This is a genomic window from Pelagibacterium halotolerans B2 (assembly GCF_000230555.1).
Lineage (GTDB): Bacteria > Pseudomonadota > Alphaproteobacteria > Rhizobiales > Devosiaceae > Pelagibacterium > Pelagibacterium halotolerans.
Map to the genome: position 1 here is coordinate 2,090,284 of NC_016078.1, position 17,223 is coordinate 2,107,506.

Below are 17,223 nucleotides of genomic sequence, written 5' to 3' on the forward strand. Positions count from 1 at the left end.
AAAGAGAGAAAAGTCTAGGCGCCCAATTGTGCCTTGACCTGCTTGGAGGCCTGCCCGAAATCGATCTGGCCGGGATATTTTGCCTTGAGCACACCCACGACCTTACCCATATCGCGAAGCCCTTCTGCGCCGGTTTCGGCAATGGCCGCCTTGATCGCCGCATCGACCTCGGCTTCGGTGAGCGGCTTGGGGAGGAACTCCTTGATGATCTCGATTTCCTCGCGCTCCTGCGCTTCGAGTTCGGGCCGCCCGTTCTGGCCGTAAAGCATCGCCGATTCCTCGCGCTGCTTGACCATCTTTTGCAGGATGGCGAGGATATCCTCGTCCCCGATGCCATCCTTGCCCTCGCCCCGCGCCGCGATTTCGCGGTCCTTGATGGCGGCATTGATGAGGCGCAGCGTCGTCGTCCGGCGGCCGTCGCGCGCCTTCATGGCGTCCTTCATGGCAGCACTGATCTGATCGCGCATGATCGGTTTCCCTTGAGGTTCGTTATCCTGTTTTGGTGCCGTTCCTATAGCCCAAGCGTGTCCGCAAAGCCAATCGCTTGCCCGATTCATGCTAAGCACTTGATTTTGAATACTTTCAATTCCAAACGACTCGGTTGACCGCGCCGTGCCCTTCAAATAGGTTCGCGCAAATTCAATATAGGGCGGAGCAGAACCAACAAACGGCAGGCATGGCCGGAGGTTCCGCGCGCCTGAACGGAGCGCTTCCAGAATAAGTGGATACCATTTATTCGGTTCGGAAGCGCGACAAAACAAAGTCGTGAGCCGTATGGCTCTGATGTAAGAAAATGGAGAAGCCTCGTGACCGGTTGGAAAGAATCCGCCCCCACCGCAGTCCTCATCCTGCGCGATGGGACGCGCCTTGAGGGCCGCGGCATCGGCGCCGTGGGCACGGCCGCTGGCGAAGTGTGTTTCAACACCGCCATGACGGGCTATCAGGAAATCCTGACCGACCCCTCCTACGCCGGCCAGATCATAACCTTCACCTTCCCTCATATCGGCAATGTCGGCGCCAACGATGAAGACATCGAGACCGTCAACATGGCCGCAGCCTCCGGTATCCGCGGTGCCGTCATCAAGGCCGACGTCACCAGCCCCTCCAACTATCGCGCCGCCGAACGTCTCGACGCCTGGCTCAAGAAACGCGGCATCATCGGCATCGCCGGGCTCGATACCCGCGCCCTGACCGCCCTGATCCGCGAAAAGGGCATGGCCGATGCCGTTATCGCCCATGCGCCCGACGGCAATTTCGATGACGCGGCTCTCAAGGCCCAGCTCGACCAGTTCCCCGGCCTCGAAGGGCTCGATCTGGCCAGGGAAGTCTCGACCACCCAGACCTACAAGTGGGACGAGACGCGCTGGCGGCTCGGCGAGGGCTACGGACGCGTCGAAAACCCGGACTTCCATATCGTGGCCATCGATTACGGTGCCAAGCGCAACATCCTGCGTTGCATCGCCGATCAGGGCGCCCGTGTCACTGTGGTTCCCGCCACCGCGAGCGTCGAAGACATCATGGCGCACAATCCCGATGGCGTGTTCCTGTCCAATGGCCCCGGCGATCCTGCCGCCACTGGCGAATATGCCGTGCCGACAATTCAAAAGGTCATGGAGACCGGCAAGCCCGTTTTCGGCATTTGCCTCGGCCATCAGCTCCTCGGCCTCGCCCTCGGCGGCAAGACCGAAAAGATGCATCAGGGTCACCACGGTGCCAATCATCCGGTCAAGGACCTCACCACCGGCAAGGTCGAAATCACCTCGATGAACCACGGCTTCGCGGTCGATCGCGACAGCCTGCCCGCCGGCGTGGTCGAAACCCACACGTCCCTGTTCGATGGATCGAACGCAGGTCTCGCCGTTGAAGGCAAGCCGATCTTTTCGGTCCAGTACCACCCCGAGGCCTCCCCCGGCCCTCACGATGCCCATTACCTCTTCAAGCGCTTCATCAACCTGGTGCGCGAGCAGAAGGGCATGGAAGTCGTCGCCGAGTAGGGTTTAGAGGTGCCGGGTTTCGCTCGGCACCTCCCACCAATTGTCGTTGAGCCCGTCATAATAGGTGACCGGCGAAGCGATCAGTTCTTCGGGCGTTGCGTCATCGAGACAGGCGACGTTGATTGAAACGCTCTCCCCATCGTTCCATTCCGCCTTGGCCACCCGCCCGAACAGCGTGATCCCGCATCCCGGACAGAACATGGCCGTTCCCATGCGATTGGGAATCAAGATCTCTTCGCCCTCCCATGCCCGGAACGCCTCCGGCTTGACGCTGGCGCTCCACCACCGCCGCTTCCGGCAACTGGTGCAATTGCACTTCCCCGTGCCGTCGGCCAGGTCGATATCGGCTTCGAACCGCACCGCTCCGCAGTGGCAACTGCCATGGTAGGTTTTCACGCTCATTGATGTTCTCCGCTTGGTGTTCGGGCGAATTTAGCCCGATGCTGTGACACACGGTGTCAGCAGCTCTGTGGAAATTTCCACAGAGTGCGCTGTCATAATTTGACCAAACGATAAAAAAGGAGGACGTTATTCGCGCTTCCAGGATAAGTGGCTACCGGTTATCCGGTTCGGAAGCGCGATACAAAAGACTACGCGCGCGTCATCGGGCCGTCAGAAAACTGCGGCAATGGGGAGACGAGCGCCTTGCATCATTCTTGGTGATTCAACAAACCCCAGCGTCCTTTCGGAGGGACATCATGCACCACAAACTTTCAATCAGCCGCCGCGCCTTTCTCGCAGGCACGGCATCGGTCGGCGCAGCCGCCATCGTCATGCATCCTTTTGCGGTAATGGCCCAGGCCAATCAGGCCCATCTGCGCATTCTTGAAACCACCGACATCCACGTCAATCTGCTCCCCTACGACTATTACGCCGATCGCGAGGACAACACGCTCGGTCTGGCCCGCACCGCCTCGATTATCGAGAACATCCGCGCCGAAGCGGGCAATGCCATCCTGCTCGACAATGGCGACATGCTCCAGGGCAGCCCCATGGGCGATTACGTCGCCTATGAGCGTGGCGTCGACGACGAGGACATCCATCCCACAATCGCAGCCATGAACGCGCTGGGCTACGATGCAGGCACCATCGGCAACCACGAGTTCAACTACGGCCTCGAATTCCTCGAAACGGCGATGGCCGGGGCGCAATACCCCGTCGTCCTCGCCAATGTGGTGCGCGGCGAGACCCTGCCCGACAATATCGCTGACGACGATACGCTGTTTGAACCCTATGTGATCGTCGAAAAGGAACTGACCGATGGCGCGGGTGAAACCAAGACCATCCGTATCGGCCTGATCGGCTTTGTTCCGCCCCAGATCATGACCTGGGATTCAGCGCATCTGAGCGGCAAGGTCGCCCCGCGCGACATCATCGAAACCGCACAATATTATGTGCCCATCATGCGCGAGGAAGGCGCCGATATCATCGTCGCCATGAACCATGGCGGCATCGAGATCGGCGAAGGCCCGATGCAGGAAAACGTCTCGCTCCAGCTCGGTGCCATCGAAGGCATCGACGTGGTTCTCGCCGGCCACCAGCACCTCGTCTTCCCCGGTCCCGATTATGAGGGAATCGAGGGCGTCGATATCGAAGCCGGTACGCTCAACGGAACGCCCGCCGTCATGGCCGGCTTCTGGGGCAGCCATATGGGCCTCATCGATCTTCTCCTCGAAGTCGACGATGCCGGCCAATGGTCGATCCTTTCTCACACCTCCGAAGCGCGCCCGATCTATGAACGCGTCGATGGCGCGGTGACCCCGACGGTGGAGTCCGAAGACAGCGTCGCCGAAGCGGTCGACGAGGAGCATCAGGCCACCCTGGACTATGTTCGCCGCCCGGTCGGCGAAACCGCCGCCCCGCTCCATTCCTACTTCGCCCTGGTCGCCGACGATCCGTCGGTCCAGATCGTCAACATCGCCCAGAAGGCCTATCTCGAGCAGATGATGGCCGGCACCGAATGGGAAGGCATTCCGATCATTTCGGCCGCCGCGCCCTTCAAGGCCGGTGGCCGCGGTGGTCCGGAATATTATACAGACGTCCCCGTCGGCCCGGTGGCCATCCGCAACGTCGCCGATCTCTATCTCTATCCCAACACCATCCAGGCCGTGCTGCTGACCGGTGCCGATGTCAAGGAATGGCTCGAACGTTCCTCCGGCATCTTCAACCAGGTCGAGCCGGGTTCGAGCGATGCCCCGCTCATCAACCCGTCCTTCCCGTCCTACAATTTCGACGTGATCGACGGCGTGACCTACAAGATCGACGTCACACAGCCCTCCAAATACGCCGCTGACGGCGGCGCGCTGGAGAACGAGACTGCCGAGCGCATTGTCGATCTGATGTTCGGCGGCCAGCCCATCGATCCCGAAGCACAGTTCGTGGTTGCCACCAACAACTACCGCGCCGGCGGTGGCGGCGGGTTCCCCGGAATCGGACCGGACAAGATCATCTTCATGGGCCCCGATACCAATCGTGATCTGATCGTGCGCTACATCGTCGAGCAGGGCACGATCGATCCGGCTGCCGACAGCAACTGGTCGCTGGCCGAGATCGGCGACACCACCGTCCTGTTCGAAACCGGCCCTGCCGCCGAACAACACCTGGCCGACGTGACCGCCGTCACCATCGAGCCGACCGGCGAAACCAGTGAAGCGGGCTTCGGCGTCTATCGCATCACGCTTTAGAGCGTGTCCAGCAAAAGTGGAAACGGTTTTGCGGTTCGGACACGCGATAAAACAAAGGCTTAGAGCCAAGGATTTGATTCAATCAAATCCTGAACGGCTCTAGAAAAATCGATTCCGGAACAACGGCTTGGCCCGCGTTCCGGAATCGAAATGAACCGGGCCTCAAGTTGAATCAGAACTTGAGGCCCTTCATTTTTCAGATCAAGTGACCGTCCTAGAACCCATCGGAAAACGTGTCACACTGCCCCACATTTCCCGATGAGTATCCGCGCTCGAACCATTCCTGACGCTGCGCCGAGGTGCCGTGCGTAAAGGTCTTGGGAATGACAACGCCCTGCGTCCGGCGTTGAATAGCGTCATCCCCGATCTGCTCGGCGGCATTGATCGCTTCTTCGATGTCGCCGTTTTCGAGCAGGTTTTCCTCGCCGACATAGCTCGCCCATATTCCGGCATAGCAATCGGCCTGCAATTCGATCCGCACCGAATAGGCGTTGGCCTGCTCCTCGCTCATCGATTGTATGGCGCGCGAATACTCGGGCAGAACCCCAACGAGGTTCTGCACATGATGTCCGATCTCGTGGGCGATCACATAGGCCTGGGCGAAATCGCCGGGAGCACCGAACTGGTTCCGCAGCGTTTCGTAAAACGAGAGGTCGATATAAACGTTCTGGTCGCCCGGACAGTAGAACGGCCCGGTGCGCGCATCCGCCAGCCCGCAGGCCGAACTGTCGGTATCGGCAAACAACACCACCGTAGCCGGCTCGTAGGTCATGCCGTTTTCGATGAACACTTCGGTCCATAAATCCTCGGTGTCCTGAACGACCACGGCAACGAAATCGGCAAGATCGTCCTGCCCCGCCTCGGGCAGCGGCCGCGAGACCGAGCCCGAACCGCTGGTTCCCGTGCCCAGGCTGCCGTCGAGCAGCGACATGGGGTTGATGCCGAGGGCCACCCCGACGATGAGAATGATGACGACGACCCCGATCCCCATTCCTCCACCGGATCGGCCGCCGGTGGGAATGCGAAACCCCGACCCTCCCATACCCGAGGACCGACGGAACATACCGCCGCTCGAGCCGCGCCTGTCCTCTATGTTGGACGATCGTTTACGCCCTCGCCATTTCATCGATTATCCCTCGCTCCAGGCCCCGGGCAATGTTCCGTTTTCACCCCGTACCGGATCGGTTTGGGGCATCGGCACATTGGAAATATTGGCAAGCGCTGCCTCGCGCTGACCTGGTTCGCCTGTAAGGATATCCCAATCCTGCCCCGGCGGGTACGCCCCAACGACGGCAAAATCAGCGCTTGAGCTTTCAAGCTTATGGGCAACCCCTGCGGGGATCACAACCGCATCGCCATCCTTGACGCCCACGACGCGCCCTTGCGGACCGCCCAGCGCGATTTTGCCGCTGCCACCGGCAACGCCAAGCACCTCGTGGGCGGTCGAGTGATAGTGATGATACTCAAAGATCGAGCCAACCCATTGGGCCGGCCAGCCATTTCGCGAAAACAGGGTTTTGAACGCATCGGCCGAAGCGTCCGCGATCACCGCGCGATAGACCAGAACGGCAAGCGCGCTGTTGGGAAAACGACCATCATCGCTTAGTACAAGCCGCTCAACATCGCCCGCTCGCGCCATTATTCCGTTACGTCCACCGCCGGCACGTCGACCGAAACCGTTCCGCCCGTGCCACCAGAATTGACGTTGACGAAATATATGACGCCGACGACCACAACCAGCGCGATAATCACCGCAAAGATCAATCCTCCGCCCCCGCCGCCACCATTGGTGACAACAACCGTTTCGCGTTCCCGCTCGTCCATATTTCCATTCCTTTTCATAACGCTCCCGCACCGGCAAAACGGGCGCTCGGAACGAAAGGTTCCTCGGGACGGTTGACCCTCAGTTCCTCTAAGGGTCCAATCGCGAGATGGAGAGGACCAATGAGCCCTGCTGATCCTTTCGCGATCACCAACCAGCCGCCTCTGCGCGGTGCCCTCCCCTTGTGGAACGGCGATCCGGTGCTGCGCGCGGTCGTTCCGGGCAATCAAACGGCCCCGCGCCATTTGGCCGAGCGCCTGGGCCGGTCCGAAACGGTCTCGGACGGCCAGCGCCTCGCCACCGGACCCGGCCCGGTGCTCGAGCGCTTCGATACCGGCGGGCGGCGCATCGACACCGTCGTCTATCCCGAGGCCTATCACCGCCTCATGGCAATTGGTCTTGAAGCGGGTTATGCCGCCCTGCCCTGGATCGAGTCGCGACCGGGCGGCCACACCGCTCACGCCGCCATGGTGTACCTGGCCAGCCAGATCGAGCCGGGCACATGCTGCCCCATGACCATGACCTACGCGGCCATTCCGGTTCTGCGCCGCCATGACGGACTGGCAGCCGACCTCGCGCGCCTCGCAAGCGTCCCGGCCTACGATCCCGCCGATACCCCTCTCGCCGGAAAAACCTCAGCCACCATTGGAATGGCGATGACCGAAAAGCAGGGCGGCTCGGACGTTCGCGCCAACCGGACCATCGCCGAACCGGCCGATGGCGCGCACCGGTTAACCGGACACAAATGGTTCTGTTCGGCACCCATGTCCGATGCCTTCCTCACCCTCGCGCAAGGGCCGGAGGGCCTTTCCTGCTTTCTCGTGCCGCGCCGCCTGCCCGACGGCACGCTGAACGCCATCCACCTGATGCGCTTGAAGGCCAAGCTCGGCAACCGTGCCAACGCCTCTGCCGAGATCGAATATCACGGTGCCCATGCCGAACTGCTCGGCGCGCCCGGCGACGGGGTTCGCACAATTCTGGAAATGGTCCACCACACCCGCCTCGACACCGCCGTCGCTCCTGCGGGCCTGATGCGCCGCGCGCTCGTCGAAGCCCTTTACTGGGCGCGCAACCGCCAAACCTTCGGAAAAACGCTGATCGATCAGCCGCTTATGGCTTCGGTCCTGGCCGATCTGACCCTCGAATGGCTTGGAGCACTGCGTTTGGCCATGCGTGTCGCCACCGCCTTCGATGATCAGGAAACCGAATTTGCGCGCCTCGCCGTCGCGCTCGCCAAATACTGGAACAACAAGCGCTGCCCGCTCGTCACCGCCGAAGCCATGGAAGCGCTGGGCGGCATGGGATATATTGAAGACACGCCCATGCCCTGGCTCTACCGCGAAGCGCCGCTCAACGCGATCTGGGAGGGCTCGGGCAACATCATCGCCCTTGACGTCATGCGGACCATTGCCCGCTCACCCGGCGCTCTCGAGACTCTGATGAGCGAACTGAACAGCGCGCGCGGCACCCACGCCGCTTTCGATGCCGGCATCGCCGGGCTGGAAGCAATGCTCGCCAAATCGCCCGATGAATCACAGGCCCGCCGCGTCACCGAAACCATGGCACTGCTGCTCCAGACCAGCCTTCTGTTGCGCGGCCCCACACCCCTTGCCGGCGAAGTCTTCGCCGCAACGCGCCTCGGTGGCGATTGGGGGCACACCTTCGGTACGCTGCCGTCCGGTGTCGATACAAGGGCCCTCATCGCTCTGGCTCAGTCCTGATCGTCTGCCGACACCCCGCCCAGATTGTCGATGATCCGCCGCATCAGCGCCCGGTAAACCTTGCGCTCCTCCTCGGAAAAGCCATCGACCGCCTGCGCGTTGATGGCGCTAACCGCCGCGCGAACCACCTTTATCTTTTCCCGCCCCTGCGCCGTAAGCCGGATAAGGCTCTTGCGGCGGTCCCTGGCGTGGGTGCGGCGTTCGACCAACCCATCCCGTTCCATTCTGGCAAGCGTCCCCGCCATGGTGGGTTGTTCGATTGCGATTGCCGTGGCCAGCTCGGACTGCGTCACCTCGCCCTGATCGCTGATCGTCAACAGCACAGGAACATAGGCCGGGGTAAGCCCTTGCGGCCGAATTGCCCGATCCATCGCCTGAAAAAACAGCCGCGCGGCCCAATTGGCCAGATAGCCCTCGGAAACATACCGTTGCATCGAAATCCTATAGCATGCTATTTAATTTGCATAGCATGCTATCCAATTCGTCCATCAGATGACAGAGGGAATGCAAATGGGCCTCAAGAGCACTCAGGACCGCTACGGCGCCGTCGCCATCGCCATCCATTGGATCACCGCGGCCATGATCGTGGCACTCATCGCATTGGGTCTCAACGCCGCGTCAGCCACCGACGACAGCGCCCGGCGCGCGCTTCTTCTGCCCCATATCGCCCTGGGCCTGCTCACGCTCGCCCTCACGCTGTTCCGCATCGCGTGGTGGGCCTTTGCCGACCGCAAACCGGCCCGGCCCGCCGGCGTCCCTCTTGTCCAGCTACGCATCGCCGAAATCGTCCACATGCTCATTTACGCGGCTATCATCGCACTCGCCGCCTCGGGCATCGCCACCAATGTTGTTGGCGGGGTCATTGCAGCGCTGACATCCGGCACGCCGATCCCCGACCTTGATGCCCTGGCGCCGCGGCAGGCCCATGGCCTCCTGGCCCGCCTTTTCCTTCTGCTGCTCACCATCCACATCGCCGCCGCCCTCTACCACCATTTCGTCCGCCGTGATGGCCTCCTGGCCCGTATGGGGATTGGCAAGGCAAGGACTTGAGCGCCGAATCGTGAAACATGAGCGCATCGTTCTGGAGATGCCTTATGTCCGACCTCACAATCCGCAACGCAACCGTTGACGACTTGCCCTTCATCGTCGGACTGATCGCCCACGACACGGTTCTGGACCTGATAGACGATCCCGCGCAGGCGCATGGCCCCGACTATCTGGCGGCATTTCAGGCCATCAGCTCCGATCCCAATCAGGTCTTGCTGGTCGCGCAAATCGATGCCGCCAGTGTGGGAACCTTCCAACTGACTTTCACACCGGGCATTTTCCGCCGCGGCGGCTGGCGCTGCACCATCGAGGCCGTTCACGTCTCGCCCGAGCATCGCAACAAGCGGATCGGCGAAAAGATGATGGCCAGGGCCGTTGAAATGGCAAAGGAGAGGGGCTGCACGATGGTACAGCTCACCTCGAACAAGAAAAGAACCGACGCGCACCGCTTTTACGAGCGCCTCGGCTTTTCAAAGAGCCATGAAGGCTTCAAGCTTTACATCTGACCCGGGCTAGACCTGCAGGAATTCTCCTTCATCGGGATTGACGCCGGTCCGACCGTCCACGCTGTCCAGCGTTGCGATCTTTCCCATATCCTCGTCATCGAGTGCGAAGTCGAAAACGCCGAAGTTCTCGGCGATCCGCTGCGGATTTGCCGATTTGGGAATGACGATAAGCCCGTTCTGGATATGCCAGCGAATGGTGACCTGCCCTGGCGTACGGCCATGCTTTTGCGCGATCTCCCTGATGGTGGGATTTTCCAGCACATCGCCCCGCCCCAACGGGCTCCAGCTTTCCGTGGTGATGCCATGCTTCTCGTTGAAGGCGCGAAGCTCCTTCTGCTGAAATGCCGGCGAAAGTTCGATCTGATTGACCACAGGCGTCACGCCCGTCTCTTTCATCAGCTTTTCCAGATGCGCCTGATGGAAATTGGAAACCCCAATCGACTTGATCCTGCCCTCTTCCTTCAATGTGATGAACGCCTTGAACGTGTCGACGAAATTGCCGGTCTTGGGCATCGGCCAGTGGATCAGATAGAGATCGAGCACATCCACGCCCAGATTGGCCATGGTTTCGTCGAACGTTCTGAGCGTCGACTCAAACCCATGCCGCCCGCTGGGCAGCTTGCTGGTGATGAACAATTCGTCTTCCCCGACCCCGGACGCCTTGAGTGCCGCACCGAGCGCGGCCTCGTTGCGATAGGCATAGGCCGTGTCGAAATGCCGGTACCCGGCGGCAATCGCCGCTTCCACCACGGCCTGCATGTTCGCACTATCGAGCTTCCAGGTCCCCAAGCCGACCTGGGGAATGGTGTTTCCGTCCGAAAGCTCGATAAAACTCTGCTGCGTCATGGCGGCGCTCCTTGAACCTGATTTGAAGTGAACTGCGTCCGGGTGGATGCCCCCCAGCCAACCCGAAAAATCGCCCTGCGGCAATCGGGAGTAAAAGAATCCGCTCCTTAACGCTGGAAATCCCACCAAGGTTGCTCTAAGGAGACCGCTTAGCCAACAGAATCCAAGATCCGTCCGACGCGCGACAGCTTCCCTGCCGCGCGCTTGCCGTACGAGAAGTATCACATGCCCAAACGCACAGACATCAAATCCATCCTCATCATCGGGGCTGGGCCGATCATTATCGGCCAGGCCTGCGAGTTCGATTATTCGGGAACTCAGGCCTGCAAGGCTCTGCGCGAAGAAGGCTATCGCATCATTCTGGTGAACTCCAATCCGGCGACGATCATGACCGATCCCGACGTCGCCGATGCCACCTATATGGAGCCCATCACCCCCGAAGTCGTCGCCAAGATCATCGAAAAGGAGCGCCCCGACGCGCTGCTGCCAACCATGGGCGGCCAGACGGCACTCAATTGCGCCCTCTCGCTCAACAAGATGGGCGTGCTTGAAAAATTCGGCGTCGAAATGATCGGCGCCAACGCCGAAGCCATCGACAAGGCCGAGGACCGCGAGCTGTTCCGCGACGCGATGACCAAGATCGGGCTCGATACCCCCAAATCCCGCCTCGCCCACAACACCATCGAATCGCTCCAGGCCCTCGAAGATATCGGCCTGCCCGCCATCATCCGCCCGTCCTTTACGCTCGGCGGCACCGGCGGCGGCATCGCCTACAACCGCGAGGAATATCTCGCCATCTGCGAAAGCGGCATCGATGCCTCGCCCACCAATGAAGTCCTGATCGAGGAATCCGTCCTCGGCTGGAAAGAATACGAGATGGAGGTTGTCCGCGACAAAAAGGACAACTGCATCATCGTCTGCTCGATCGAAAATATCGATCCCATGGGCGTCCATACAGGCGATTCCATCACCGTCGCCCCGGCCCTGACGCTGACCGACAAGGAATACCAGATCATGCGCGACGCCTCGCTGGCGGTACTGCGCGAGATCGGTGTGGAAACCGGCGGGTCCAACGTCCAGTTCGCCATCAATCCCGCCGATGGCCGCATGATCGTCATCGAAATGAACCCGCGCGTGTCGCGCTCCTCGGCGCTGGCGTCCAAGGCCACCGGCTTTCCCATCGCCAAGGTCGCCGCGCGCCTCGCTGTCGGCTACACGCTCGACGAGCTCGAAAACGACATCACCGGCGGCGCCACCCCCGCTTCGTTCGAGCCGACAATCGATTATGTCGTCACCAAGATCCCGCGCTTCGCCTTCGAAAAATTCCCCGGTGCCGACAATCGCCTGACCACGTCGATGAAATCGGTCGGCGAAGCCATGGCCATCGGCCGCACCTTCCCCGAATCCCTGCAAAAGGCGCTGCGCTCGCTCGAGACCGGACTGACCGGCCTCAACGAAATCGGCATTCCCGGCCTCGGCGAAGGCGACGACAAGAATGCCGTCAAGGCTGCGCTCGGCACGCCCACGCCCGACCGTCTGCTCTGGGTCGCCGAAGCCATGCGGCGCGGCTATGACCACCAGATGATCCATGAGGCATGCCGCATCGATCCGTGGTTCCTCGAACAGCTCCAGGCCATCGTCGATACCGAAGCCAAGGTGCGCGAACATGGTCTGCCCGAAACCGAAGGCCAGATGCGCAGCCTCAAGGCAATGGGCTTTTCCGATGCCCGCCTTGCCGAACTGTCGGGCAAGTCGTCAAAGGATGTGCGCACCCACCGCCACGCCCTCGGCGTGCGCCCGGTTTACAAGCGCATCGACACCTCCGCTGCCGAATTCGCTTCGCCGACCGCCTATATGTATTCGAGCTATGAAGCGCCGTTTGCCGGCGCGCTCGCCGATGAGGCCAATCCGTCCGACCGCAAGAAGGTCGTCATCCTCGGCGGCGGCCCCAACCGCATCGGCCAGGGCATCGAGTTCGATTATTGCTGCTGCCACGCCGCCTTCGCGCTGTCCGATGCCGGCTATGAAACCATCATGGTCAACTGCAATCCCGAGACCGTCTCCACCGACTACGACACTTCGGACCGGCTCTATTTCGAGCCGCTGACCGAGGAAGACGTTCTCGAAATTCTAAAGACCGAACAGCAGAACGGCACGCTGCACGGCGTCATCGTCCAGTTCGGTGGCCAGACTCCATTGAAGCTGGCCAACGCCATCGAACGCGCCGGCATCCCGATCCTGGGCACCCAGCCCGACAAGATCGATCTGGCCGAAGACCGCGACCAGTTCATGAAGCTCTTGAACCGGCTCGATCTCACCCAGCCGCGCAACGGTATCGCCTATTCGCTCGAACAGTCGCGCATCGTTGCCGAGGGCCTGGGCTTCCCGCTCGTTATCCGCCCGTCCAACGTTCTGGGCGGCCGCGCCATGATGATCTGCCACTCGGCAGATGATTTCGAGCGCTATGTTCAGTCCACCCTGACCGAACTCGTGCCCCCCGAAATCCGGCACAAATATCCCAATGACAAGACCGGCCAGATCAATTCGGTCCTCGCCGCCAACCCGCTGTTGTTCGACAGCTATCTCCAGGGCGCCGTCGAAATCGACGTCGATTGCCTGTGCGATGGCACCGATGTGTTCGTGGCCGGCATCATGGAACACATCGAGGAAGCCGGCATCCATTCGGGCGACAGCGCCTGTTCGCTCCCACCCCATTCGCTCAGCCCCGAAATCATCGCCGAGCTCAAACGCCAGGCCGCCGAAATGGCCCGCGCCCTCAATGTTGGCGGTCTGATGAACGTGCAGTTCGCCTTGAAAGACGGCACCCTCTACGTCCTCGAAGTGAACCCCCGCGCCTCGCGTACAGTGCCATTCGTCGCCAAGGTCATCGGTTACCCGATCGCCAAGATCGCCGCGCGCATCATGGCCGGCGAAAAGCTCGCATCCTTCAATCTCGAAGAGCGCGAAATCAAGCACATCGCGATCAAGGAGGCAGTCTTCCCCTTCGCCCGCTTCCCCGGCGTCGATACGGTTCTCGGCCCGGAAATGAAATCGACCGGCGAAGTGATCGGTCTCGACACCGACTACGCCACCGCCTTTGCCAAATCCCAGCTCGGCAGCGGCACCAAGGTTCCGCGTGAAGGCACGGTGTTCGTCTCGGTCCGCGACGAGGACAAGGCCACCATCGTCGACTCTATCCGCGACCTGGCCAATGCCGGCTTCAAGATCATCGCCACCGGCGGCACCCAGCGGTTTCTGGCCGATAAGGGCATCGAGTGCACCAAGATCAACAAGGTGCTCGAAGGCCGCCCGCACATCGTCGATGCCATCAAGAACGGTGAGGTCCAACTGGTCATCAACACCACCGATGGCGTCAAGGCCGTATCCGACAGCCGTGACATCCGCCGCGCCGCTCTGATGAGCAAGGTGCCCTACTACACGACCATCCCCGGCACGGTTGCAGCCGTCCAGGGCATCCTCGCCTACCGCAGCGGCAATTTCTCGGTGAGAGCGCTGCAGGACTATTTCGCAGCCTGATCCAAAGGTTTCCAAAGGGCGCTTCGGCGCCCTTTTTTGTTGCACCTCCGCCCCGGACCTTGACCGCATGCCGGGGCAGGCTGAATAGTCGGCCCCGGTTTCCATGCACAGGGGACGCGCAATGAAACGACTTTCGGCCATCGCGATGTTGCTTTTCACCGGACCGGCCTTCGCCCAGAGCAGCGACGTCACCGACGCCGTCATCAAGTTCGTTGGCGCCCCCGGCTTTGAACGCCTCGATCCTGTAACCACCGAACAGGACCTCAACGCCTTCTGGCTCGATTTGGAAACGATTTCCCCCGGCGGCCCGATCGGGCCTATCGAAAAGGCCGTGCTGACGGCCACCAGCGCCATCCCCTCGACCCGCACCCGCACCGCCATTTCATACGGCGAGATGATCGACCGGGACGCCGGGACAGTCAGCTTCATCGAACTGCGCCACTACAATCTCGGTCCGCAAATTCGCAATGATACAATCGAGGCTTATGGCGCGGAAAATGTGGGCTCGCCCGACGACTTCGGCACCGGCTATCACATGGCCTGGCGTTTCGTCTTCACGCCCTTGATGAACAATGCAGCGATGGTACGCGAGGTCTCCAACCGCATCATTTCGCCCGAAGACGCTGCCGATGACGAGTGCACCGGTCGTCCCTGCCTGGATCCCTACGCTTCATTTGAAGATATGGCCGACTGGCAGGAGATGAGCGGCACCCTGCCCGACTGGCCGGCTCAATATCCTGACGCGGTGGATGGGCTGTCCACGCCCGCGCACACGATTGCGGAACTGGCCGTCCTGGGCTTCTGGGCCAGCGCAGAATCGGGCACCTATCAGTGGACCGGCGGCGAACATCCCGAAGCGGCCCGCAATTTCCAGCCCTATCGCTTCATCGGCATCGACCGTGATCTGGGCCAGGACGCAATGATCGACAGCGTCTGGCGCGAAACACTGGTCAACGACGACGCCCTTTCCGAAATGCTGTTCCGCCGCCTCGAAATCGCCGGCCAAGTGTACCTGATGCAAGCCGGCGTCGAGCGTTGACGGAAATCACAAATTCGATAATGTTGCGCTCATGATGATGATGTCCAACAAGTTCGCAGTCTTCCTGAGCGCCTGATTGGCGCTTCCCGTCCGGAAGCATTTGAGCCGGGCCGCTTGGCGGCCCGCAAATTGCCTTGTGCAGCACTGCGAATTCATGGACTTTCCAAATGCCTGAAACAGAAAACGCGCTGACCTCAGCGCAGATCGAAGCCTTTGTCACCGACGGTTTCGTCAGACTCGACAATGCCTTTTCCGCAAATCTGGCCGCTCAGGGCCGCGCCATCCTCTGGCGCGACACCGGTTGCGACCCCGACGACCCCTCGACCTGGACAAAACCGGTGATCCGCCTCGGTGGCTATGCCGATGCGCCGTTCCGGGAGGCGGCCAACACCCCGCGCCTGCATTCGGCCTACAATCAGTTGGTAGGCGAAGGCCGCTGGCTTGCGCCACAGGGCCTGGGCACCTTCCCGATCCGGTTTCCCTCGGAAAAGGCGCCGGGCGACGATGGCTGGCATATCGATGCCAGCTACATGCTGCCCACCGACGATCCCAACGACTTCTTCTCGATCCGGGCCAACGTCAAATCGAAGGGGCGCGCCCTTCTCATGCTGTTTCTGTTCTCAGACGTCGAAGAAGACGATGCCCCCACCCGCATCCGCGTGGGTTCGCATATGGATATGGCGCGCCTTCTCCTGCCCTTTGGAGAGGACGGAGCGACGATGCACCAGATGATGGCCACCGATTTCGCCGGCACGGAAAAATGCCCCCAAGCGCTGGCAACCGGCCCGGCCGGGACGGTCTATCTCTGCCACCCGTTTCTGGTTCACGCAGCGCAACCCAACCGGGCAGGCCGCGTCAAGTTCATGGCCCAGCCGCCGCTGATGCCGGCGCACGGCTTCGATCCGGCCCTGCCGCCATCGCCGGTCCAGACCGCCATTCGCAGGGCGTGCAATCTCAATTTCTGAGGTACCCGCTCCCCCGGGGGTCGCAATCGATCCCCGGGACCCACTTAATTTATCAGCGTGACCGGCGCTTCGGCACCCATATCGATGTCGGCAACCCCAAATTGCTCGGCGTCGGGCTTGCGCGCAACGAACAACAGCCCCGCCACCGGTTGGCCGCGATCCCGGCGGATCGTCTCCTCGCTGACGCGCAGCACGTCCAGTCCCGCATCGGCCAAAGCGCGCACGACAGCATCGCGATTATGCGCAAAGCGCAGCGAAGCCTGCAGCATTTGGCTGTCCTCCCCATCGTGCCGTTCGACCGAGAAGGCAAAAAGACCACCCGGCCGCAACACCGTCCCGACCAGAGCAAAAATCGGCGGCAATGCCGGGCAATACATGAAAACGTCCGCAGCCGTCACGAGGTCGGCCACACACCCTTCAGCGCCAAGAAAATCGAGCAATTCGGCGCGCTCCACTCCGTCATAGATCGCCTTGTCGCGAGTCTCTGCCACCATGGCCGCGGAAATGTCGACGCCGGTCAGGTGCGATACCACATGCCGCAACCGCTCGCCCATCAATCCGGTGCCGCAGCCCAGATCGGCGCCGCGCGCGAACCCGTCGATGCCGAGAACCCTCATCGCGTCTCCAAGCAACGCCATCAGCCGGCCCGGCACGACATAGTCGAGCTTTTGCAACAAAGCCTCTTCAAAGCGTCCGGCATACTGATCGAACAGCGCCTCGACATACGCCGCCTGGGCCTGCGGCTCTATTTCACCGATCCCGTGCGCCGCCAGATGCATCTGCGCTCCGAGCGTGCCCGAAGGATCGTGCTCGGCCGCCCGCTGCCAGGCGGCAATCGCACTGCCCAGGGCATCGGCCTTGAGATGAAAATTGCCCGCCATCATCCAGCCCGCCGCCCAGCCCGGCGCGCCCTCGAGCGCCTGCTCCATCAGATCGGCAGCGGAAGAAAAGTCGCCAGCCTCGGCCAGCATCCGGGCATAATGAGCCCGGCGATCGACGATAAGGTCGCCTGAAGACAGGAAGGTCGTTGTCAATTTCTCTGGCAATCCGGAAAACCGGCAA

General features: G+C 61.5%; 16 protein-coding genes. 8 read left to right on the forward strand and 8 right to left on the reverse strand.

Going from position 1 to position 17,223, the window contains the following annotated elements; genetic code table 11:
• Positions 1 to 14 precede the first annotated feature (14 nt).
• The gene (locus tag KKY_RS10225; RefSeq protein ID WP_041529323.1) at positions 15 to 470 is read right to left on the reverse strand and encodes a GatB/YqeY domain-containing protein; all 456 of its coding nucleotides are present in this window, start codon (positions 468 to 470) and stop codon (positions 15 to 17) included.
• 336 nt (positions 471 to 806) lie between these two features.
• On the opposite strand from KKY_RS10225, the gene carA reads away from it, so the two are divergent.
• The gene (gene carA / locus KKY_RS10230) at positions 807 to 1,994 is read left to right on the forward strand and encodes a glutamine-hydrolyzing carbamoyl-phosphate synthase small subunit (protein WP_014131264.1); all 1,188 of its coding nucleotides are present in this window, start codon (positions 807 to 809) and stop codon (positions 1,992 to 1,994) included.
• Between the two features lie 3 nt (positions 1,995 to 1,997).
• Here the strand turns inward: carA and KKY_RS10235 are convergent, their stop codons facing one another.
• Complete coding sequence (locus tag KKY_RS10235) at positions 1,998 to 2,396, reverse strand: GFA family protein (protein ID WP_014131265.1); 399 nt, start codon at positions 2,394 to 2,396, stop codon at positions 1,998 to 2,000.
• 296 nt (positions 2,397 to 2,692) lie between these two features.
• Between KKY_RS10235 and KKY_RS10240 the strand changes: the two genes are divergently transcribed.
• Positions 2,693 to 4,678, forward strand: a complete 1,986-nt coding sequence (locus tag KKY_RS10240; protein WP_014131266.1) for a bifunctional 2',3'-cyclic-nucleotide 2'-phosphodiesterase/3'-nucleotidase — start codon at positions 2,693 to 2,695, stop codon at positions 4,676 to 4,678.
• A 214-nt stretch (positions 4,679 to 4,892) separates the two neighbouring features.
• Here the strand turns inward: KKY_RS10240 and ypfJ are convergent, their stop codons facing one another.
• Genes ypfJ through KKY_RS10255 form a run of 3 tightly spaced genes read right to left on the reverse strand, consistent with a single transcriptional unit; the run spans position 4,893 to position 6,502 of the window.
• The gene (gene ypfJ, locus KKY_RS10245; RefSeq protein WP_041528699.1) at positions 4,893 to 5,804 is read right to left on the reverse strand and encodes a KPN_02809 family neutral zinc metallopeptidase; all 912 of its coding nucleotides are present in this window, start codon (positions 5,802 to 5,804) and stop codon (positions 4,893 to 4,895) included.
• Between the two features lie 3 nt (positions 5,805 to 5,807).
• Positions 5,808 to 6,317 (reverse strand): cupin domain-containing protein, encoded by a 510-nt coding sequence (locus KKY_RS10250; protein WP_014131268.1) that lies wholly within the window; start codon positions 6,315 to 6,317, stop codon positions 5,808 to 5,810.
• The gene (locus KKY_RS10255; protein ID WP_014131269.1) at positions 6,317 to 6,502 is read right to left on the reverse strand and encodes a hypothetical protein; all 186 of its coding nucleotides are present in this window, start codon (positions 6,500 to 6,502) and stop codon (positions 6,317 to 6,319) included. The genes KKY_RS10250 and KKY_RS10255 overlap by 1 nt, the downstream gene beginning before the upstream one ends.
• 120 nt (positions 6,503 to 6,622) lie before the next feature.
• Here KKY_RS10255 and KKY_RS10260 point away from each other — a divergent pair, with 120 nt between their 5' ends.
• Positions 6,623 to 8,221, forward strand: a complete 1,599-nt coding sequence (locus KKY_RS10260) for an acyl-CoA dehydrogenase family protein (protein WP_014131270.1) — start codon at positions 6,623 to 6,625, stop codon at positions 8,219 to 8,221.
• On the opposite strand, the gene KKY_RS10265 is transcribed toward KKY_RS10260, so the two are convergent.
• The gene (locus tag KKY_RS10265) at positions 8,212 to 8,655 is read right to left on the reverse strand and encodes a MarR family winged helix-turn-helix transcriptional regulator (protein ID WP_014131271.1); all 444 of its coding nucleotides are present in this window, start codon (positions 8,653 to 8,655) and stop codon (positions 8,212 to 8,214) included. The genes KKY_RS10260 and KKY_RS10265 overlap by 10 nt on opposite strands.
• Positions 8,656 to 8,731: 76 nt before the next feature.
• Between KKY_RS10265 and KKY_RS10270 the strand changes: the two genes are divergently transcribed.
• On the forward strand, positions 8,732 to 9,271 hold the full coding sequence (locus KKY_RS10270; RefSeq protein ID WP_014131272.1) for a cytochrome b: 540 nt from the start codon (positions 8,732 to 8,734) through the stop codon (positions 9,269 to 9,271).
• Positions 9,272 to 9,315: 44 nt separating this feature from the next.
• Positions 9,316 to 9,774 (forward strand): GNAT family N-acetyltransferase, encoded by a 459-nt coding sequence (locus KKY_RS10275; RefSeq protein WP_014131273.1) that lies wholly within the window; start codon positions 9,316 to 9,318, stop codon positions 9,772 to 9,774.
• A 6-nt stretch (positions 9,775 to 9,780) separates the two neighbouring features.
• On the opposite strand, the gene KKY_RS10280 is transcribed toward KKY_RS10275, so the two are convergent.
• Complete coding sequence (locus KKY_RS10280) at positions 9,781 to 10,620, reverse strand: aldo/keto reductase (protein WP_014131274.1); 840 nt, start codon at positions 10,618 to 10,620, stop codon at positions 9,781 to 9,783.
• Between the two features lie 225 nt (positions 10,621 to 10,845).
• Between KKY_RS10280 and carB the strand changes: the two genes are divergently transcribed.
• The 3 genes from carB to KKY_RS10295 all read left to right on the forward strand — a co-directional run bounded on the left by carB (position 10,846) and on the right by KKY_RS10295 (position 16,161).
• Positions 10,846 to 14,157: a carbamoyl-phosphate synthase large subunit gene (gene carB, locus KKY_RS10285; protein ID WP_014131275.1), complete on the forward strand. Its 3,312-nt coding sequence runs from the start codon at positions 10,846 to 10,848 to the stop codon at positions 14,155 to 14,157.
• 121 nt (positions 14,158 to 14,278) lie between these two features.
• Entirely contained in the window at positions 14,279 to 15,196 is a 918-nt protein-coding gene (locus tag KKY_RS10290; RefSeq protein ID WP_014131276.1) for a hypothetical protein, read from the forward strand.
• Between the two features lie 167 nt (positions 15,197 to 15,363).
• On the forward strand, positions 15,364 to 16,161 hold the full coding sequence (locus KKY_RS10295; protein WP_014131277.1) for a phytanoyl-CoA dioxygenase family protein: 798 nt from the start codon (positions 15,364 to 15,366) through the stop codon (positions 16,159 to 16,161).
• Positions 16,162 to 16,205: 44 nt separating this feature from the next.
• Here KKY_RS10295 and KKY_RS10300 read toward each other — a convergent pair whose 3' ends face one another.
• Entirely contained in the window at positions 16,206 to 17,195 is a 990-nt protein-coding gene (locus tag KKY_RS10300) for a class I SAM-dependent DNA methyltransferase (protein ID WP_139304940.1), read from the reverse strand.
• Positions 17,196 to 17,223 lie beyond the last annotated feature (28 nt).